This window comes from Streptomyces sp. NBC_00400 (assembly GCF_036048035.1).
In the GTDB taxonomy this organism is placed as follows: Bacteria; Actinomycetota; Actinomycetes; order Streptomycetales; family Streptomycetaceae; genus Streptomyces.
In genome coordinates, this window is sequence record NZ_CP107940.1 from 5,732,034 (window position 1) to 5,751,734 (window position 19,701).

Below are 19,701 nucleotides of genomic sequence, written 5' to 3' on the forward strand. Positions count from 1 at the left end.
GCACCTCTTACGAGCAAAGGATGGGGGTTGAGCAGGCCACCGAGCCGCCCCATGACGCAGACACCCACGCAACCGCAGGCGCGCGCCCAGTTCACCGTCCCGGCCAAACACCCGATGGTCACGGTCCTGGGATCCGGAGACTCCCTTCTGCGCGTGATCGAAAAAGCCTTCCCGGCGACCGACATCCATGTCCGGGGCAACGAAGTCAGCGCTGTCGGCGACGCCGGCGAGGTCGCCCTCGTCCAGCGCCTCTTCGACGAGATGATGCTGGTGCTCCGCACCGGACAACCGATGACGGAGGACGCAGTGGAACGCTCCATCGCCATGCTGCGCGCGGCGGAGGACGGCGAGGGAGCGCTGAGTGAGACACCCGCCGAGGTGCTCACCCAGAACATCCTGTCCAACCGCGGCCGCACGATCCGGCCCAAGACCCTCAACCAGAAGCGCTACGTCGACGCCATCGACGAGCACACCGTGGTCTTCGGCATCGGCCCGGCCGGCACCGGCAAGACCTACCTCGCGATGGCGAAGGCCGTGCAGGCGCTGCAGGCCAAGCAGGTCAACCGCATCATCCTGACCCGCCCCGCGGTCGAGGCCGGCGAACGCCTCGGCTTCCTGCCCGGCACCCTCTACGAGAAGATCGACCCGTATCTGCGCCCGCTCTACGACGCGCTGCACGACATGCTCGACCCCGACTCCATCCCGCGCCTGATGGCCGCGGGCACGATCGAGGTCGCTCCGCTGGCATATATGCGCGGTAGAACGCTCAATGACGCGTTCATCATCCTCGACGAGGCGCAGAACACGAACCCCGAGCAGATGAAGATGTTCCTCACCCGCCTCGGCTTCGACTCGAAGATCGTCATCACCGGCGATGTCACCCAGGTCGACCTCCCCGGCGGCACGAAGAGCGGTCTGCGCCAGGTCCGGGACATCCTGGACGGCGTCGACGATGTGCATTTCTCCCTGCTCACCAGCCAGGACGTGGTCCGCCACAAGCTGGTCGGCCGTATCGTCGACGCCTACGAGAAGTACGACAGCCGCAACGGCAAGTGAGTGCGGGCCGGCCGGGACCACCGGCCGGCCCGTCGCCCGGCACACAGAAGTGAGAACCAACTCCCCCATGTCCATCGACGTCAACAACGAGTCCGGCACGGCCGTCGACGAGCAGGCCATCCTGGATGTCGCCCGCTACGCCGTCGCCCGGATGCGTATCCACCCGCTCTCCGAGCTGTCCGTGATCGTCGTGGACGCCGAGGCCATGGAACAGCTCCATCTCCAGTGGATGGACCTGCCGGGACCGACCGATGTGATGTCCTTCCCGATGGACGAGCTGCGTCCGCCGGCGAAGGACGACGAGGAGCCCCCGCAGGGGCTGCTCGGTGACATCGTGCTGTGCCCCGAGGTCGCCAAGAAGCAGGGCGAGGAGGCCCCGACGGGGCACAGCATGGACGAAGAGCTCCAGCTGCTCACCGTCCACGGCGTGCTCCACCTCCTCGGCTACGACCACGAAGAGCCGGACGAGAAGGCCGAGATGTTCGGCCTGCAGGCGGCGATCATCGACGGCTGGCGGACCGAGCAGGGCCTGACCGGCCCCTCGCCGGCCCCCACCGTGACCTGACGGGACGCTGCGATGACCACCCAGCTGATCGCGGTCGCGGTCCTGCTCGTCGTGATCGCCTGGCTCGCCGCCTGCGCGGAGGCCGGTCTGGCCCGTACGACGAGCTTCCGGGCCGAGGAAGCCGTCCGCTCCGGCCGCCGCGGCAGCGCCAAGCTCGCCGCGGTCGCCGCCGACCCCACCCGCTACCTCAATGTCGCCCTGCTGGTGCGGGTCGGCTGCGAGATGGCCGCCGGTGTGCTGGTCACCTACGCCTGTCTGCGCTCCTTCGACAAGACGTGGCAGGCGCTGACCGTCGCCATCGCCGTGATGGTGCTTGTCTCCTATGTCGCCGTCGGCGTCTCGCCGCGCACCATCGGCCGCCAGCATCCGCTGAACACCGCGACCGCCGCCGCTTATGTGCTGCTGCCGCTGGCCCGCATCATGGGCCCCGTTCCGCAGCTGCTGATCCTCCTCGGCAACGCCCTCACCCCGGGCAAGGGCTTCCGTAAGGGCCCGTTCGCCTCCGAGGCCGAGCTGCGCTCGCTGGTCGACCTCGCGGAGAAGGAGTCACTGATCGAGGACGAGGAGCGCCGGATGGTGCACTCCGTCTTCCAGCTCGGTGACACCCTCGTCCGCGAGGTGATGGTGCCGCGCACGGACCTGGTCGCCGTCGAGCGCTTCAAGACCATCCGCCAGGCGCTCACCCTGGCCCTGCGCTCCGGCTTCTCGCGCATCCCGGTGACCGGCGAGAACGAGGACGATGTCGTCGGCGTGGTCTACCTCAAGGACCTCGCCCGCAAGGTCCACATCAGCCGCGACGCCGAGAACGAGCTGGTCTCCACGGCCATGCGCCCCGCCGTCTTCGTCCCCGACACCAAGAATGCCGGTGATCTGCTGCGTGAAATGCAGCAGGACCGCAATCATGTCGCGGTGGTCATCGACGAATACGGCGGCACCGCCGGCATTGTCACCATCGAGGACATCCTGGAAGAGATCGTCGGCGAGATCACCGACGAATACGACCGGGAACTGCCACCCGTCGAAGATCTCGGCGACGGGCGCTATCGCGTCACCGCCCGGCTGGACATCGGCGACCTCGGTGAGCTGTACGGGCTGGCCGAGCTGGACGACGAGGACGTCGAAACGGTCGGCGGACTGCTCGCCAAGCTCCTCGGCCGGGTCCCCATCGCCGGTGCCACCGCCGAGGTCGACCTCTCCGAGGACGCGTCCGACCCGGGTCTGAAGGCGCTCCGGCTGACCGCGGAGTCCCCGGGCGGCCGCCGCAACAAGATCATCACGGTGGTCTGCGAGCCGGTGCGCGGCGAGGGTGCGAGCGCGTCCGAGGAGCCTTGGGCGGGCGGCCGCTCCGCCGGCTGAACGGACGCGGAATTCACCGCGTAATTCTTTGTGGCGGCGGGAATTATTTTCGCCACCGAACTCCACAAGGCTACTTATCTCCAGTGCACCGGAAATGTTCTGCAAGTCATTTCCGGTGGGGCTGGATTCTTTCGTGTGCCGCATGGAAAGATCTTCGGGCGGTCGCCGGGAGCGCGGCCGCCGTGCGTGAGAGAAATCGTCACAGAGATCTTCCCGCGCAGGCTGCCCCGGAGCGGGGGACCGGGGCAGCCACCTCTCCCTGCCGCCGCGGCGCCGCGCACGCATCGTCCGCGGCGCCGGACCGGCCGCCCCCTTTCCCGCCGGCGTCCGCGGCCCCGCATATGCTCGCCCGTATGAGCGAAGCCGCACCGCTGGACCCGGAAGACCGCAAGATCATCACGCTTGCCCGCTCGGCGCGGGCCCGCAACGGCGTGCCCGAGGGCGCCGCCGTCCGCGACGAGACCGGCCGCACCTACGTCGCCGGCACCGTCGCCCTGGACTCGCTGCAGCTCAGCGCGCTGCAGACGGCCGTGGCGATGGCCGTCGCCAGCGGGGCCACGTCCCTGGAGGCCGCGGCCGTGGTCACCGACGCCGAGCGCGCCGCCGACGCGGACCGTGCGGCCGTACGGGACCTCGGCGGGCCCGCGACGCCCGTCCTGGTCGCCGGCCCCGACGGCACCCTGCGCAGCACCGTCCCGGCGGGCGACGCACCGGCCTGAGCGCGGGAGCCGTACGGGCGGACGGTGCTCGGGTGTCGCACGGACGGCGTGCGGGGGCGGCCCCCCCGGATGCGGCCCACCGGCCGCGGCGGGCCGCCCCGTCCCGGCCGCCCCGTCCCGGCAGTCCCGGCCGCCCCCGGACCGGCCGCCGCGACCGTTTGGTCGGAGCCGCGCCCGGCATCGGGGAGAATGGGCGCCATGAGCGTTCGTACAGAGTCCTCCGCCGCGCACCGCGCCGGCTTCGCCTGCTTCGTCGGCCGCCCCAACGCGGGCAAGTCCACCCTCACGAACGCTCTCGTCGGCACGAAGGTGGCCATCACCTCCAACCGCCCGCAGACCACCCGCCACACGGTCCGCGGCATCGTGCACCGCCCCGAGGCGCAGCTGGTCCTCGTCGACACCCCCGGTCTGCACAAGCCGCGCACGCTGCTCGGCGAGCGGCTGAACGACGTCGTGCGGACCACCTGGTCCGAGGTGGACGTGATCGGCTTCTGCCTGCCCGCCGACCAGAAGATCGGCCCCGGCGACCGCTATATCGCCGCCGAGCTGGCCGACATCAGGAAGACCCCCAAGGTCGCCATCGTCACCAAGACCGACCTCGTCGACTCCAAGGCGCTGGCCGCCCAGCTGATCGCCATCGACCAGCTCGGCAAGGAACTGGGCATCGAGTGGGCCGAGATCATCCCGGTCTCGGCGGTCGGGGACACCCAGGTGGCGCTCCTCGCTGACCTGCTCGTGCCGATGCTCCCGGAGAGCCCGCCGCTCTACCCCGAGGGCGACCTCACCGACGAGCCCGAGCAGGTCATGGTCGCCGAGCTGATCCGCGAGGCCGCGCTGGAGGGCGTCCGCGACGAGCTGCCGCACTCCATCGCGGTGGTCGTCGAGGAGATGCTGCCGCGCGAGGACCGCCCCGCCGACAAGCCCCTCCTCGACATCCACGCGAATGTCTACATCGAGCGCCCCAGCCAGAAGGGGATCATCATCGGCCCCAAGGGCAAGCGCTTGAAGGAGGTCGGCTCGAAGTCCCGCAAGCACATCGAGGCGCTGCTCGGCACGCCGGTCTTCCTGGATCTGCACGTCAAGGTCGCCAAGGACTGGCAGCGCGACCCGAAGCAGCTGCGCAAACTGGGGTTCTGAGCCCGGCCCGGCTCCCGGCCGCGGGGCGCCGCGACCCTCACCACGCCCCGGATGCAGCGCAGCCCTCAGGCCACGCCCCGGATCCGCCGTACCAGCAGCGCCCCCACCAGCCCGACCGCCGCCGCGACGGCGTACAGCATCCGGTAGCCGCCCAGGTGATGGACGATCGGCGCGGCCAGCGCGGGGGCGGCGACCTGCGGCAGCGCGTTGGCGATATTGATGATGCCCATGTCCTTGCCGCGGTGCGCGGCGGCCGGCAGCACCTGCGTCATCAGCGCGAAGTCGACGGAGGTGAAGACGCCGAACCCCACCCCGAGCAGCGCCGCGGCGCACAGCGCACCCGGCCAGGTCTGCCACCCGGCCAGCAGCCCGGTCGCCACCGTCATGATCACCCCGGACCACAGCACGAACGGCTGCCGCCGCCCGGCCCGGTCCGACCAGAACCCCCCGACCACGACCGTGCCCAGCAGGGTCACGCCGTTGACCGCGGTCAGTACCAGCACCCCGCCGCCCGGGTCGGGACGGTGCAGCACATCGCGCAGGTAGTACAGCAGGTACAGCAGGGCCAGTGCGTTGCCCAGGTTGATCAGGAACCGGGTCAGCCAGGCCCACCCCAGATCGGGATGGCGGCGCGGACTGATCCAGAACCCGGCGGCCAGCGCCCGCAGGCTCAGCGCCGGGCGCCGCCCGGCCGGCAGCACCGGGTCCCGGTGCCACAGCACGTACGGGAGGGTGCCCAGCACCACGAAACCGGCGCAGGCCAGATAGCCCGCGGCCACCCCTCCCGCCGCCACGCCCCCCGCGGCCGTCGCCAGGCCCGTCCCGGCCACCACGCCCAGGATCTGCGCGGCACCCAGCCAGCCGCCCACCGCCCCGCGCTGCCGCCGCGGCACCCGGTCGGGCACCGCAGCGGTGATCGCCGCGAAGGCCGCATTGAGGGTGAGCTGCACCAGGCACCACCCCAGCACCATCACCGCCACCGTGCGCGCCCCGGCCAGCAGGACGAGCGCGCCGGCCCCGCCCGCGACCCCCGCGGCGATCCACGGCGTACGCCGCCCGAACCGCGAGGCCGTACGGTCCGACAGCGCCCCGAACAGCGGGTTGGACACCATCGAGACGACGGCCCCCGCCCCCGTCACCCACGCCAGCACCGATTCCTTCGGCGTTCCCGGCGGCGCGAGCTGCGCGGCCTGCAGCGCCAGCAGGATCTGCAGCGGCCCGTACCACCCGACCCAGATCGCCCCGTTGGCCAGCGACAGCGCGGCGGTCCACGCCCGCCCGGCCTGCCGCGACGGCTCCGCAAGCGCCTCGGGAGCCGGGCCGCTCATCCCCGGGCCTGCTCCCGCAGCACGCCTTGCAGCCACCGGTACGAGGCCTTGGGCGTCCGCTCCAGCGACGCGTAGTCCACGTGCACCAGCCCGAACCGCCGGGCGTACCCCTCCGCCCACTCGAAGTTGTCCATCAGCGACCACACGAAGTAGCCCCGCACGTCCACCCCGGCCGCCATCGCCGCATGCAGCGCCCGCAGATGCCCGTCCAGGAACGCGATCCGCTCCCGGTCCTCGGTCCCCTCGTACGAGCACCCGTTCTCGGTGATCACGACGGGCGGCAGCCGGTCCCCGTACCGCTCCCGGAACGACACCAGCAGCTCGGTCAGCGCCCCGGGCACCACGGGCCACCCGAAGTCGGTGCGGGGGTAGCCCTCGATCTCCCGGGGAGCGAAGGGCAGTTCGGGCGGCAGCCGGATCCCGCCGAAGTCGGCCCCTGCGGCCTCTTCCGCCCCCGGGGCACCCACCAGCGTCGGCTGGTAGTAGTTGATCCCGTACCAGTCCACCGGCTCCGCGATGATCTTCAGATCCTCCGCGACCGGCCCCGGCAGCAGCGCGGCCAGCTCCTCGTCCGGATACCGCCCCAGCAGCACCGGCTCCGCGAACAGCCGGTTGAGCAGCAGGTCGTAGAGGCCGGCCGCCTCGGTGTCCGCCTCCGACGCGCTCGCCGTCCAGGTCGGACCGTGGGAATTGGCGATCCCGATGCTCCGCGCCCCGCGGGCCCGCAGCGCCTGTACGGCCAGCCCGTGTCCCAGCAGTTGATGGTGCGCGGCCGGCAGCGCGTCGAACAGCAGCTGCCGCCCCGGCGCGTGCTGTCCCAGCCCGTACCCCAGCAAGGTCACCTCGGCGGGCTCGTTGAGGGTGATCCACCGCTCGACCCGGTCCCCGAGCCGCCCCGCCACCACGTCCGCATACGCCGCGAAGCGCTCGGCGGTCTCCCGCCGGAGCCAGCCGCCGCGCTCTTCCAGCGCCTGCGGGGTGTCCCAGTGGAAAAGCGTCGGCACCGGTGCGATGCCCGCCGCCAACAACGCGTCCACCAGCCGGTCGTAGAAGTCCAGCCCCGCGCCGTTGACCGCCCCGTCCCCGTCCGGCACCACCCGCGGCCAGGCCACCGAGAACCGGTACGCCCCGACCCCGAGTTCCGCCAGCAGCGCCACGTCCTCGCGGTAGCGGTGGTAGTGGCCGGTCGCCACCCGCGGATCCGACCCGTCCTTGATCCGCCCGGCCCGCGCCGCGAAAGCATCCCAGGCGGAGCGCCCCCGTCCGTCTTCTTCCACCGCCCCCTCGATCTGCGCGGCGGACGTGGACACCCCCCATAAGAAGTCACGGGGGAAGCGGGGCAGCGGGGCGGGCACCGGTTCGGTCGTCATGGGCCGGATCTTTGTAACCGGTGGTAACGGTGTCAAGGGGCGGGTGGCGACGGGAAGTTGGGGCGCTGCACAGACCGCCCCCGGCAGGTGGTGACGCCCCGGCCGCTAAGCCCCTTCCTTCATCACCTTGGTGATCAGCTTGCGCTGTTCGTCCGTGAGCCGGGGGTCGGAGCAGTAGACTGTCCGGCCGTCGACCGTGATCTGGTAGCTGAAGCCGTCCGGCACTCCGACGGGGGGCTCGGTGCGGCCGGTGGCGACGGCGTCCTTGGCCAGGGTCTGCCAGTCCTCGGCGTCCGCGCGGCCCGAGGTGTCGACCTCGGCGCGGCGGTCGACGCCCGCAAAACCGCCGGTGCGATGAACGTGAATGCGCATAACGACTCCTCCGACGTCCTCCGACGGACTTCTACCCCGTACGGCCACGCTAACCGCGCGCGGGGCGGGCGCGCCTGCCGGCGGCGCCCGCCCCGCGGACCTCGTGGCGCCGCTACTTCGGGGTCACACCGACCTGCGTCCAGGCCTTGACCACGGCCTCGTGCTCGTCGCCGGCCCCGAAGCGGGCCTGGGCGGCCTTGATGGTGAGGGCGGCGAAGTCGGCGAACTGCGCGTCGGCGGAGAGCTTGCCGCCGGTCAGGACGTCGTACCAGACCTGCCCCGCCCGCTCCCAGGCCTTGCCGCCGAGGGCCGTGGCGGCCAGGTAGAAGGCGTGGTTGGGGATACCGGAGTTGATGTGGACGCCGCCGTTGTCGTCGGTGGTGCGGACATAGCCCTTCATCGTGGCGGGCTGCGGGTCCTTGCCCAGGACGTCGTCGTCGTACGCGGTGCCCGGGGCCTTCATCGAGCGCAGCGCCGTGCCGGTGACGTTCGGGCCGAGGAGGTCGGCGCCGATCAGCCAGTCGGCCTGGTCGGCGGTCTGGCCGAGGGCGTACTGCTTGATCAGCACGCCGAAGACATCGGAGACGGACTCGTTGAGGGCGCCGGGCTGGCCCTCGTAGGTGAGGTTGGCGGTGTACTGGGTGACGCCGTGGGTGAGCTCGTGGCCGATGACGTCGACGGGGATGGTGAAGTCCTTGAACAGGTCGTTGTCGCCGTCGCCGAAGACCATCCGCTCGCCGTCCCAGAAGGCGTTGTCGTACTTTTGGCCATAGTGGACGGTGGCGTTGAGCGGCAGGCCGGCGCCGTCGATGGACTTCCGGCCGTAGACCTTGAGGTAGAGCTCGAAGGTGGCGCCGAGGCCGGCGTGGGCGCGGTTGACGGAGGCGTCCTTGACGGGGCCGTCCTTCTCCGCGTGCACCTTGTGACCGGGCAGGTTCTCCTGGTGCCGGGCGTCGTAGACGGTGCGGTTCGGCTTGTCGGGGGAGGCGCCGGGCTCGCCCGGGGTCAGCCCGCCGCGGGCGGCGAGCTCGCGGCGCTCGGTGCGCCGTGCGTGGTCGTGCTCCAGGGTGCGGCGGGCGGGCTCGTGCCGCTCCGGGTCGTCGGACTGCGCCAGGTTGTCGAGGATGTGCGGCGGGATGATCGTGCAGAAGACGGGCGTGTGGCCGGTGGCGGGATCTGACTGCGCGTCGTTGAGGTCCATGGACAAACGGTGGCACTGTGTAATGCGGCTGTCACTGCCTGCGGCTGAAATTCCCGAAAAAGTGTGGTTGGTCGCATTTGGGGAACAAAGTCCGCCCGGTCCCGCATACTGATACGCGACCGCCCTCCAGGGCCGACCTCGGCTAAGGTGCTGTGCATCATGCGTTTCGGGCTGCTTCTCCTTAGCTGCCGCGGTGAGGGCCTGTAGTCGTAGGCCGACCCCCTCCCCGCGGAGTTCGGTGTTGCGATCTTTTCGCCCCGTCGGCCCTCCCTGACTCCCCAGGAGCAGGGGGACCCCAGCGGACACACGAGGAGCCCCACGCACCATGACGAATCCGTCGAGCCCCGCAGGTCATCCCGTCGGCCGGCCCACCCCGGTCACCAACGCGACGCAGCTGCAGCGGCCCTCCGGTATGCCGGTCCACAAGTACGGCAGCTACGAAGCCGTCGACATCCCCGACCGCACCTGGCCCGACAACCGCATCACCGCCGCGCCCCGCTGGCTCTCGACCGACCTGCGGGACGGCAACCAGGCGCTGATCGACCCGATGTCGCCGGCCCGCAAGCGCGAGATGTTCGATCTGCTGGTACGCATGGGCTACAAGGAGATCGAGGTCGGCTTCCCGTCCTCCGGCGAGACCGACTTCGCCTTCGTCCGCTCGATCATCGAAGAGGGCGCGATCCCCGAGGACGTGACGATCTCCGTCCTGACGCAGGCCCGCGAGGAGCTGATCGAGCGCACCGTCGAGTCGCTGCGCGGCGCCCACCGGGCCACCGTGCACCTGTACAACGCCACCGCGCCCACCTTCCGCCGGGTCGTCTTCCGCGGCTCGAAGGAGCAGGTCAAGCAGATCGCCGTGGACGGCACCCGGCTGGTCATGGAGTACGCCGACAAGATCCTGGGCGACGAGACGGTCTTCGGCTACCAGTACAGCCCGGAGATCTTCACCGACACCGAGCTGGACTTCGCGCTGGAGGTCTGCGAGGCGGTCTGTGACGTCTGGCAGCCCGAAGAGGGCCGCGAGATCATCCTGAACCTGCCCGCCACCGTGGAGCGTTCGACGCCGTCCACGCACGCCGACCGCTTCGAGTGGATGTCGCGCCACCTGTCCCGGCGCGAGCACGTCTGCCTGTCCGTGCACCCGCACAACGACCGGGGCACCGCCGTCGCCGCCGCCGAGCTGGCCATCATGGCGGGCGCCGACCGTATCGAGGGCTGCCTGTTCGGCCAGGGCGAGCGCACCGGCAATGTCGACCTGGTGACGCTGGGCATGAACCTGTTCTCCCAGGGCGTCGACCCGCAGATCGACTTCTCGCAGATCGACGAGATCCGTCGCACCAGCGAGTACTGCAACCAGATGGAGATCCACCCGCGCCACCCCTACGCGGGCGATCTGGTCTACACCGCCTTCTCCGGCTCCCACCAGGACGCCATCAAGAAGGGCTTCGACGCCATGGAGGCCGAGGCCACCGCCGCCGGCAAGACCGTGGACGACATCGAGTGGGCGGTCCCCTACCTGCCCATCGACCCCAAGGACGTCGGCCGCTCCTACGAGGCGGTCATCCGCGTCAACTCGCAGTCCGGCAAGGGCGGTATCGCCTACGTCCTGAAGAACGACCACCACCTGGACCTGCCGCGCCGGATGCAGATCGAGTTCTCCCGGATCATCCAGGAGAAGACCGACACCGAGGGCGGCGAGGTCACCCCCACCGCCATCTGGTCCGCCTTCCAGGACGAGTACCTGCCCAACCCGCACAACCCGTGGGGCCGTATCCAGGTCAAGAACGGCCAGACCACCACCGACAAGGACGGCATCGACAGCCTCACCGTCGAAGCCGAGGTGGACGGTGCGGAAACCGTGCTGGTCGGTACCGGCAACGGCCCGATCTCCGCGTTCTTCCACGCGCTGCAGGGCATGGACATCGACGCGCGGCTGCTCGACTACCAGGAGCACACCATGAGCGAGGGCGCCTCCTCGCTGGCCGCCTCGTACATCGAGTGCGCGATCGGTGACAAGGTGCTGTGGGGCATCGGCATCGACGCGAACACCACGCGCGCCTCGCTGAAGGCCGTCGTCTCCGCCGTGAACCGCGCGGGCCGCTGACCCGGGGACCCGGCAGCCGTACCGTCCCGCACGCGCCCCCGTCGCTCTCCCCGAGCGGCGGGGGCGCCGTTGTGCGACCCCGCCACCTGAAGGTGGGGTTTGAATCCCCGGCACGTCACGGTCAGTAAACGCATCAGTACTTTTGGTGACCGGCGCTCGTCGGACACGCCGCGACGCCGGACACCAAGGACGTGCAGATGACCAGACACGGCATGCCCGCACTCTCCCGGCTCCTCGTGGCGGCGGCCGCCTCGCTGGCCGTGGTGGCCGCCGCCCTCGCCCCGACGGCCTCGGGCGCACCGGCCCGGGCGGCGGACCGTCCGGAGTATGTGGCGCTCGGCGACTCCTACAGCGCCGGGGTGTTCGTCCGCCCCTGGGAGGAGGACGACGGCTGCGGCCGCTCCGCGCGCAACTATCCGCACCAGGTCGCCCGTCAGCTGGGATTCCACCTGACGGACGTGACCTGCGGGGCCGCCGAGGTGGTCGACGGGGTTCTGGGACCGCAGCCGGCCGCCAAGATCTACGGACCGCCGTCGGTCCCGCCCCCGGGCGGCTGGACCGATCTGCCCCCGCAGGTGGAGGCGCTGTCCCCCGACACCGACTACGTCACCGTCGGCATCGGCGGCAACTCCCTCGGCTTCGGGTCCATCGTGAGCACGTGCCTCGAACTGGGCATCACCAAGCCCCTGCAGACCAAGCCCTGCACCAACCACTACACCGGCGGCGGCGAGGGGGCGAGCTGGCTGGAGGAGCGTTTCGCGCAGCTCGACACCGACTTCGACCGCATGATGACGGTGATCCACCGGCGCGCGCCGCACGCCAGGATCGCCGTCGTCGGCTACCCCGCCATCGTCCCGGACAGCACCGGCTGTTCGTTCCTGCACTGGAACCAGCTCGGCAGCGTCAAGAAGGGCGACATGCCCTGGCTGGACGGCCTCGAAAAGCGCCTGAACGGGCTGCTCCACCGGCACGCCGAGGAGCACGCCGCGCTCTACGCCGACATCTACGGGCCCAGCGTGAACCACGGGGTGTGCAAGACCGGCGACGCGAAGTGGATGTACGGCGTCCGGGACAACCTCACCGGTGACGGCGATCAGACCGATACGCCGTCGGAGCTGTGCAAGGCCATCCCCGGATCCGGCGAGGCCTGCACCTTTGTCCACCCCAACGCCCGCGGCCTGGACAACCAAACACACCAGGTGACCCGGGCCCTGATGACCTCGATGGGGTGACGGGGAACCCGGTGCGCTCCCGCCGCACCCTCACCGTTTTGGCCAAGCCCGGCCCGCGGCGCCACCGGGACCCGCGACCGCCTCACCCGCCGCCCGCCTCCTGACAGCCACGCAGTTCACCGCGCCCACAGGCCTCTGCCCCGCCCGTGCGAGGGGGCAGAGGCCTTCGTCATCCGGCCAGTTGTCCGGTACGAGGTGCTGACGCCACATCACGTATGTGGCTAACATCACGTCCCATACGGCGAGGGCGCCATGGGGTACTCCCTGGGACCCCCACCCGTACCCGGAGGGCTACGGGGGAGTTACGGAGGGCTGACGTGAGGCACAAGATGTGTGTGATGGGTGTGCGCACGTCCTGGCGCACCGTCGCCGATGGCGAGTTCTTCTGTCCGGACTGCGGCGGGGACCGCAACTACCTCCGCCGGACCGGCCGCCGCCGCCTCACCGTCCTCGGCGTCCCGCTCGTGCCCCGCGGCGCCACCGGCCCGGTCCTGGAGTGCTCGGCCTGCCACGGCCACTTCGGCCCGGACGCCCTCGACCACCCCACCACCGTCCGCTTCTCCGCGATGCTCAGGGACGCCGTCCACACCGTCACCCTCGCCCTGCTGGCCGCCGGGGGCACGTCCTCCCGCGCCGTCCGTGACACCGCCGTCGACACGGTCCGCGCGGCCGGCTTCGCGGACTGCTCCGAGGACGAGCTGCTGACCCTGCTCGCCGCCCTCGCCGCCGACACCGGCCGGCTCACCGGCACCTACGACGCGGTGACCGGCGGCCACTGCGCGCCCCAGGGCCTGGACCCGTGCGGCACCGCGCTGGCCATAGAGCTCCACGAGGCGCTGGAACCGCTCGCCCCGCACCTCGCCCCCGCCGGCCGGGAAGCGATCCTCCTCCAGGGCGCCCGTATCGCTCTCGCGGACGGCTCCTACACGCCCGCGGAGCGCGAGGTGCTGAGCACCGTCGGCAGCGCCCTGACGCTCCGCCCCGCCGACACCAACCGGCTGCTGGCGGCGGCGCGTACCCCGTCCTGAGGGGCGGGACGGCCGCCCGGATGCGCCGGAACCTACGTGACGGGCCCGCGGCGCGACGGCTGCACGGGAACCGGAACGACCCCGCCACCACAAGGGCGACGGGGCCGGACACCGGCAGCGGCCGGGCGCTTCAGGCCGGCGCCAGACGCACCGGCAGGCTGCGCAGACCGCCCGAGATGAAGCCGTCCGTCGGCGCCAACTCCCCGGGCGGCAGCGCCAGGTGAAGCCCCGGGAAACGGGCGAAGAGGGCCGGCAGCGCGATCCGCGCCTCCATGCGGGCCAGCGGGGCACCCAGGCAGTGGTGGACGCCGTGGCCGAACGCCAGGTGCTCCTGATGGCTGCGCCGGATGTCGAAGTCGTCGGCCGTCCCGCCGTGGAACGCGGGGTCACGGCCGGCCGCCGCGTACGCCGGGAGGATCGCCTCGCCCTTGCGGATGGTGGGGCCGTCCGGGATCTCGATGTCCGCCACGGCGAAGCGGAGCGGGAGCGCGGCGATGCTGGGGGCCCAGCGCAGCGTCTCCTCGATGACGTCGTTCCAGGGAACCTCGCCCGACAGCACCAGTTTGAGCTGTTCGGGGTGGGTGAGCAGGGCGTGCACGGCGTTGCCGAGGAGGTCGACGGTGGTCTCGTGGCCGGCGCCGATGACGAGCAGGAGGGTGTCGAGCAGTTCCTGCTCGGTCATCCGCTCGCCCTCGTCGTCCCGCGCGGAGACCAGCAGGCTCGTCAGGTCGTCGGCCGGGTGCTCGCGCTTGGCGGCGACCAGCCCTGACAGCAGCGCATGGACGGCCGCGCCGGTGGCGGCGGCCTGCTCCGGGGTGGCCGTGGTGTCCATGATGGCCGCGACGAGGCGGGCGAGTTCGCCGCGCTGCTCGCCCTCCGGGAAGCCGAACAGCTCGCAGATCACCTGCATCGGCAGCGGATGGTTGAAGCGGGCGCGCAGGTCCACGGGTTCGCCCGCGGGGTGCGCGGCCAGGTCGTCCAGGAGGGCCGCGGTGATGGCCTCCACGCGCGGGAGCATGGCGTCGGTGCGCCGCGCGGTGAACGCCGGGGCGATCAGCTTGCGCAGCCGGCGGTGGTCGGCACCGTACGCCGTGAACATGTTCGTGACGCCGATCCACGACTGCAGCCAGCTGCCGCGGATGTCGTCGCGCTGCCACAGGGGCCAGTGCTCCCGGGGGTTCTTGGAGACCCGGTCGTCGGTCAGCAGCTGCTTGAGCAGGGTGTGGCTGGTGACCGACCAGGCCTCGATGCCGCCGGGGAGCTCGGTGCGCGCCAGCGGGCCTAGCGCGCGGAGACGGGCGGCCTCTCCGTGGATGTCGCTTCCGACCGGGTCGATGACGTAGGGCTGCTGTCCCTGTTGTGCCATGGAGTGGCTCCTGCCTGGTCGGGGGTGATCGGGGTGAAGCGGGCCGGGAGCGCGGCCAGGGCCCGGTGGAACGCACCGTTGCGCCACTCCAACTCGCGTGCGTCCACGGCGAGTTCGATGTCCGAGAGCCAGGCGGTCAGCCGCTCGATCGCGGTGGTGGCGATCAGCAGCGCATGCCGCTTCACGGGGCAGGCGTGCGGTCCTGCCGCCCAGGACAGGTGCGAGCCGCCGCCCGAGCCGGGGCCCGTCTGCCCGGTGGTGTCGAACTGGCTGTTGGCGGCCGCGTACGACACCATCACCAGCTGCCCCTTGCGCACCCAGGTGCCGTGGAAGAAGACGTCACGGACCGGGAAGTGCGCGGAGTAGTTGGTCAGCGGCGGGTCGTTCCACAGCACCTCGTTGATGGCGTCGTGTGCGGTCAGCGCGCCACCGGAGAGGGTGTGGTAGTAGCGGTCGTCGGAGAGCATCCGCGACAGCGCGTTGCCGATGAGGTTGGCGAGCGGTTCGTTGCCCGCGCCCATCGTGAGGATGACGTTGTGGATCAGCTCCTCGTCGTTGAGCGCGTTGGGGTGGTCCATGAACCAGGAGGTCAGGTCCGGCCCGCGCTCGGCCTTCTTCATACCGACCAGCTCCATGATGTAGCTGGTGTAGGCCTCGTTGGCGGCCGCGGCCTCCTCGGGGGAGTTGCCGTCCAGCATGCCCCCGATGGCCGTGATGAGCCGGTCGCTGTACGAATCCGGCATCCCGAAGAGGTTGTTGAACATCAGCAGCGGGATCAGCCGCGCGTAGTCGGCGATCAGATCGACCTCGCCGTGCGCGCCGAAGCGCCGGATCAGGGAGTCCGCGGCGTGGTGGACCCGGGCGCGCAGCTCGTGCGGCTCGACGAGCTTGAAGCTGTCGACGACGACGTCCCGGTAGCGGACGTGCGCCGGCCCGTCGGCGTAGAAGATATTGGGGCGCCACATCAGCATCGGCATGACCGGCGAGTCCGGCGGGACCGTGGTCATCCACTCCCGCGAGTCCTTGGACCAGGTGGCGTCGTCGTGCAGCAGATCGAGGGCGGCCCGGTAGTCGGTGACCAGCATCGCGGTCACCTCCGGTGCGATCTCGACCGGGGCCAGCGCACCGAACTGCCGTAGCCGGTCGTAGATACGGTGCGGATCGGCGGCGAAGTCCGGTCCGTAGAGCTTCACCGGGGTGTGGGCGTCGGGCCGGCCCGGCGCCTGCTGGTACGGGGTGGCGGCGTGCGCCGGGCAGCCCGGTGGCGGTGCGGCTCCCGGCTGGTGCGGGGAAGTCACGGGTTCGGGTTCTCCTCGGGAGTGTGGGCCAGGACGTGCCCGACCAGCGAGATCAGCGCGTCGACGGACTGCTCCCGGTCGCGGGCGTCGCACAGCACCAGCGGCGTCTCGGGGTGCAGATCGAGCGCTTCGCGGAGCTTTTCGACGTCGTACTGGGGCGCGTCGGGGAAGGTGTTGACCGCCACCGCGTAGCGCAGCCCGGCCTCCTCGACGATGTCCATGACCTCGAAGGAGTCCGCCAGGCGGCGGGTGTCGGCGAGGACGAGGGCGCCCAGCGCGCCCCGGGCGATGTCCTGCCACAGAGGGCGGAAGCGTTTCTGCCCGGGGGTGCCGAACAGATACAGCACCAGGTCGCCGGGCAGCGTCAGACGCCCGAAGTCGATGGCGACGGTGGTGGTGGTCTTCTCCCGGACGCCGGCGAGATCGTCGATGATCGCGCCGGTCTGGGTCATGACCTCTTCGGTGTGCAGCGGCGGGGTTTCGGACAACGCGCGGATGAGCGTGGTCTTGCCGACGCCGAACGGCCCCGCCACCAGGAGTTTGACCAGGGTCTGGTGCTCGCCGGAGAGGTACATGCTGCCGGTGCTCGCGTCGGCGTGGGCGCTAGGACTTGAGAGAGCGGAGTCCATCGAGAACCCTCTCCAGGATCTGTCGGTCGAATTGCTCGGCTTCGGGAATGGGGGCACGGGCATTCAGCCGCCCGGCATCGACGAGGTCGGCCACCAGCACCTTCACCACGCTCACCGGCAGGTGAAGGTGGGCGGCGACCTCGGCCAGAGACAGCGCCCCGGGCTGCAGCAGCTCCAGGATGCGGTGCTCCTCCGGGCGTACCTCGCTGGTGATCGGCATCCCGACGCTGTGCAGCAGGGTGAGCCGGTCCAGGGTGTTGCGGCTGGGACGGGCGCGTCCGCCGGTGGCCAGATAGGCCGGGACGAGGCGCCTGCCGCTGCTCTGGCGCGGGGTCATACGGGGTTACCCGTATCCCGGGCCGGGCTGTTCATGACCTTGTTGCCCAGGGTCGTCACCTGGATCTGCATGTGGTGGGCGACGACGCCCATGTTCACCTCCGGACCGGCGAAGACGGCGAGGCAGGTGTTCTCGCCGGCGGGTATTGCGAAGACGAAGCCCTCGTCGGACTCGATGACCGTCTGCCGCAGCCGGGTGTCGTCCTTCTCGGCGAACGCCGCGGTCACGGCACGGCCCGCGCCCTGGAGCGCGGACATCATCGCGGCGACACCCTCGCCGGAGTCACGCTTCAGGCCCGGCGAGGCGCCCTCGATGAAACCGTCACCGGAGATCACGGCTGCGTGAATCACATGCGGCAACTCCATGAGGGGCGCCAGCACCCAGGACTTGTCCTCGGCGACACGGCGGCGGGTGGGGCTGTTCATGACTGTGCGTTCCCTTCGGGACTGCGAGGGGGTTCTGACTGGGCGGCTGCCCGGCCGGTTTCGGTACCGCGCTGGAGTGCGGCCCAACGGGATCCGGTCTCTTCCGGGGAGCGCGGGGGAAGCGATGCGGTGCGCTCGGCACCCTCATCGAGTTCGGAGACGGGCTTGCGGCGGCGCCGGCGCGGCAGCTCGCCCTCGGCCTGCGGGGCGGGCGCCTCGTACGAGGCCGCGGACGGTGCGGCGGGCGCGGCGGGTGCGGCGGTTGCCGGGGACGGCGTCGTGGCGCCGGTCGGCAGCGCGGAGCCGGCCCGGTCCGGCACCCCGGAACGGTGCGGCAGAGGGGCCATCACGGACATCGGCTGGGCGCTCTCGTCGAGGACGGTGAGAAGGGGGTCACCCGGGATGTACACGACCGCACGCACACCGCCGTACGGCGACGGCTCGACGTGCACCCCGAAGCCGTACTGGCGCACCAGCTGTCCGGCCGCCGCGAACCCGGACCGCGGCGGGTCGCCGAGCTGGGTGAGCAGCAGGCTGTCGTCACCCGACAGCAGCTCCATCGCGGCCTTGAGCTCGTCGTCGTGCATCCCGACGCCGTAGTCGTCGACGATGACCGAGGCGCCGCGGTTGCCCTGCTGGAGGGTGATGGTGACGGGAAGTTCACGGTGCGAGTGGTGCAGCGCGTTGGCCAGCAGCTCGGTCACCACGATCGCGACCGGCTCGACGGCCCGCGCCACCACGGCGACCGGGTCGCGCAACTGGTTGCTGACCTGCACCCGTTCGTAGCCGCGCAGCCGGGAGGTGGCGCCGACGACCAGCTCGGCGAGGTAGGAGTCCTCGCGGGTCAGACCCGGCCAGGCGCCGCAGACGACACCGGTGGCCTGGATGCGCCGCAGCGCCTGCTCGTTGAGGAAGTCGGCGTTCAGCAGGTCCTGGGCGACGTTCGGGTCGTCGTAGCGGTGCTGCATCTCCTGCAGCGCCGACTGGAGCTGGTAGAGCAGCGCCTGGATGGTGGTGGTCGCGCCGCGCAGGGTCGACTGGGCGGCGGCGTCGACGCGCGCCCGCTCCTTGGTGATCGCGTCGCTGACCTGTTCCAGTACGGCGCTCAGTGCCTGGTCGGTCTCCGTCCCGGCGAACCGCGCGTCCATCAGTCCCGGTACGGGCACATGCGGGTGGGCCAGCGCCAGCGTCAGGTCGGGGAGCCGGGTACCGGCCAGGTGCCGGATCTCGGCCTCGGTGGCGCGCAGCCGGGCCGACAGCTCCGTATTGCTGTGGAGCGTGGCGCTGTTCTGTTCCTCAGCGGCGGACAGGCGCGATCTCAGACCGGCGCGCTGCCCGCGCGCGCGGATCGAGAGCGCCGCCAGGACCACGGCGGCGGCCGTACCTGCGCTGAGGCACCACAACAGCGCCTCCGGTATGGATGTCATCGAGATCCTCAATTGGGGTACTGACGGGGTCGGCCGGCCATCACGGCGTTGTGCTGCCGATCATCACGGGATGCTACCGGGCAGTTGACGTGCCGTGAGGGCCACTTCCCCAGGGGGACGGAGAAGTGCGGAAGGTCGCCTTCCGCCCGCGATGCCCCGGACCATAACGTGATGTGGCCCCGTCATCCAGTGGGATGGCGGGGCCTTTGTGAGACTGGTGTGAACGCCTGGTGAAAGGCGGTCAGGACGCGGCGAGATGACCGGCTTTGACGGAGTCGATGAAGGTGGTCCAGCCGGGGGCGGGGAGGGTGGGCACCGGGCCGGACGAACTCGCTCATCGTCGGAAGCCTTCCACCGCCGAGCCGGTCAGAGACAGGGACGCCTCCGGCGACAGCGCGGCGGCCCTGATCAGATCGTAGGCCGCCCGTGCCCGCGTCACCACGGCAGGATCGTCCGGCATCATCCCCTCAATACGCGCCCTTTGCAGAGCGGTTGGCGGGGAGTCATCGAATGGTATGAGCCTCAGGGAGCCCGACCTCTGGGATTCCCGCCCCGGTTGGTGCGGCGCATCGGCGGCGACTCCCTTTCCTCCGCCTTTTCTCTGCGAGCTTCCCTGCAACTTCTCTACAAGGCGGCTGTAGAGCTCATCTCATTGCGCGGCCCGGATCCGCAGCGTCACGCTCTGTATGCGAACAGTGAAAGCCGTGGAAGGTGGGGACGCGATGAAGCGGATCGAGCAAAGGGGAAGTGC

The 19,701-nt window shown here is 70.9% G+C and carries 19 protein-coding genes; 8 read left to right on the forward strand and 11 right to left on the reverse strand.

Annotated features, from left to right (window positions below; genetic code table 11):
- Window positions 1-51: 51 nt before the first annotated feature.
- The 5 genes from OHS81_RS25005 (at window position 52) to era (ending at window position 4,833) form a co-directional block, all read left to right on the forward strand.
- Window positions 52-1,056, forward strand: a complete 1,005-nt coding sequence (locus OHS81_RS25005) for a PhoH family protein (RefSeq protein ID WP_328386897.1) — start codon at window positions 52-54, stop codon at window positions 1,054-1,056.
- A gap of 67 nt (window positions 1,057-1,123) precedes the next feature.
- Window positions 1,124-1,621 (forward strand): rRNA maturation RNase YbeY, encoded by a 498-nt coding sequence (gene ybeY, locus OHS81_RS25010; RefSeq protein ID WP_088797596.1) that lies wholly within the window; start codon window positions 1,124-1,126, stop codon window positions 1,619-1,621.
- 12 nt (window positions 1,622-1,633) lie between these two features.
- Window positions 1,634-2,977, forward strand: a complete 1,344-nt coding sequence (locus OHS81_RS25015; protein ID WP_328386898.1) for a hemolysin family protein — start codon at window positions 1,634-1,636, stop codon at window positions 2,975-2,977.
- A gap of 353 nt (window positions 2,978-3,330) precedes the next feature.
- Entirely contained in the window at window positions 3,331-3,696 is a 366-nt protein-coding gene (locus OHS81_RS25020) for a cytidine deaminase (protein WP_088802040.1), read from the forward strand.
- Window positions 3,697-3,885: 189 nt separating this feature from the next.
- Window positions 3,886-4,833: a GTPase Era gene (gene era / locus OHS81_RS25025; protein ID WP_443058758.1), complete on the forward strand. Its 948-nt coding sequence runs from the start codon at window positions 3,886-3,888 to the stop codon at window positions 4,831-4,833.
- A 65-nt stretch (window positions 4,834-4,898) separates the two neighbouring features.
- Here the strand turns inward: era and OHS81_RS25030 are convergent, their stop codons facing one another.
- From OHS81_RS25030 to OHS81_RS25045, 4 genes are all read right to left on the reverse strand, one after another.
- Window positions 4,899-6,161, reverse strand: a complete 1,263-nt coding sequence (locus tag OHS81_RS25030; protein ID WP_328386900.1) for an MFS transporter — start codon at window positions 6,159-6,161, stop codon at window positions 4,899-4,901.
- Complete coding sequence (locus OHS81_RS25035; protein ID WP_328386901.1) at window positions 6,158-7,531, reverse strand: GH1 family beta-glucosidase; 1,374 nt, start codon at window positions 7,529-7,531, stop codon at window positions 6,158-6,160. The genes OHS81_RS25030 and OHS81_RS25035 overlap by 4 nt, the downstream gene beginning before the upstream one ends.
- Window positions 7,532-7,636: 105 nt before the next feature.
- Window positions 7,637-7,903, reverse strand: a complete 267-nt coding sequence (locus OHS81_RS25040) for a protealysin inhibitor emfourin (protein ID WP_328386902.1) — start codon at window positions 7,901-7,903, stop codon at window positions 7,637-7,639.
- 112 nt (window positions 7,904-8,015) lie between these two features.
- Window positions 8,016-9,104 carry a M4 family metallopeptidase gene (locus OHS81_RS25045; protein ID WP_328386903.1) on the reverse strand — a complete coding sequence of 363 codons (1,089 nt, stop codon included), beginning with the start codon at window positions 9,102-9,104 and terminating at the stop codon, window positions 8,016-8,018.
- Between the two features lie 325 nt (window positions 9,105-9,429).
- Here OHS81_RS25045 and leuA point away from each other — a divergent pair, with 325 nt between their 5' ends.
- The 3 genes from leuA to OHS81_RS25060 all read left to right on the forward strand — a co-directional run bounded on the left by leuA (window position 9,430) and on the right by OHS81_RS25060 (window position 13,468).
- Window positions 9,430-11,208, forward strand: coding sequence for a 2-isopropylmalate synthase (gene leuA, locus OHS81_RS25050; protein ID WP_328386904.1), 1,779 nt, complete (start codon window positions 9,430-9,432; stop codon window positions 11,206-11,208).
- Between the two features lie 197 nt (window positions 11,209-11,405).
- Window positions 11,406-12,440: an SGNH/GDSL hydrolase family protein gene (locus OHS81_RS25055; RefSeq protein WP_328386905.1), complete on the forward strand. Its 1,035-nt coding sequence runs from the start codon at window positions 11,406-11,408 to the stop codon at window positions 12,438-12,440.
- A gap of 329 nt (window positions 12,441-12,769) precedes the next feature.
- Window positions 12,770-13,468, forward strand: a complete 699-nt coding sequence (locus tag OHS81_RS25060) for a TerB family tellurite resistance protein (RefSeq protein ID WP_311625190.1) — start codon at window positions 12,770-12,772, stop codon at window positions 13,466-13,468.
- A 130-nt stretch (window positions 13,469-13,598) separates the two neighbouring features.
- Here OHS81_RS25060 and OHS81_RS25065 read toward each other — a convergent pair whose 3' ends face one another.
- The 7 genes from OHS81_RS25065 to OHS81_RS25095 all read right to left on the reverse strand — a co-directional run bounded on the left by OHS81_RS25065 (window position 13,599) and on the right by OHS81_RS25095 (window position 19,569).
- A complete protein-coding gene (locus tag OHS81_RS25065; protein WP_328386906.1) occupies window positions 13,599-14,834 on the reverse strand; it encodes a cytochrome P450 family protein in 1,236 nt (411 codons plus the stop codon).
- Window positions 14,750-16,132, reverse strand: a complete 1,383-nt coding sequence (locus OHS81_RS25070; RefSeq protein WP_328386907.1) for a cytochrome P450 — start codon at window positions 16,130-16,132, stop codon at window positions 14,750-14,752. Before OHS81_RS25070 ends, OHS81_RS25065 begins: the two co-directional genes overlap by 85 nt.
- Window positions 16,129-16,707 carry a GTP-binding protein gene (locus OHS81_RS25075; RefSeq protein WP_328391403.1) on the reverse strand — a complete coding sequence of 193 codons (579 nt, stop codon included), beginning with the start codon at window positions 16,705-16,707 and terminating at the stop codon, window positions 16,129-16,131. Before OHS81_RS25075 ends, OHS81_RS25070 begins: the two co-directional genes overlap by 4 nt.
- Before the next feature lie 28 nt (window positions 16,708-16,735).
- Window positions 16,736-17,098, reverse strand: coding sequence for a DUF742 domain-containing protein (locus OHS81_RS25080; RefSeq protein WP_328386908.1), 363 nt, complete (start codon window positions 17,096-17,098; stop codon window positions 16,736-16,738).
- Complete coding sequence (locus tag OHS81_RS25085) at window positions 17,095-17,523, reverse strand: roadblock/LC7 domain-containing protein (RefSeq protein ID WP_328386909.1); 429 nt, start codon at window positions 17,521-17,523, stop codon at window positions 17,095-17,097. The genes OHS81_RS25080 and OHS81_RS25085 overlap by 4 nt, the downstream gene beginning before the upstream one ends.
- Window positions 17,520-18,950 (reverse strand): ATP-binding protein, encoded by a 1,431-nt coding sequence (locus OHS81_RS25090; protein WP_328386910.1) that lies wholly within the window; start codon window positions 18,948-18,950, stop codon window positions 17,520-17,522. The genes OHS81_RS25085 and OHS81_RS25090 overlap by 4 nt, the downstream gene beginning before the upstream one ends.
- Before the next feature lie 334 nt (window positions 18,951-19,284).
- Window positions 19,285-19,569, reverse strand: coding sequence for a Scr1 family TA system antitoxin-like transcriptional regulator (locus OHS81_RS25095; protein ID WP_328386911.1), 285 nt, complete (start codon window positions 19,567-19,569; stop codon window positions 19,285-19,287).
- Between the last annotated feature and the right edge of the window lie 132 nt (window positions 19,570-19,701).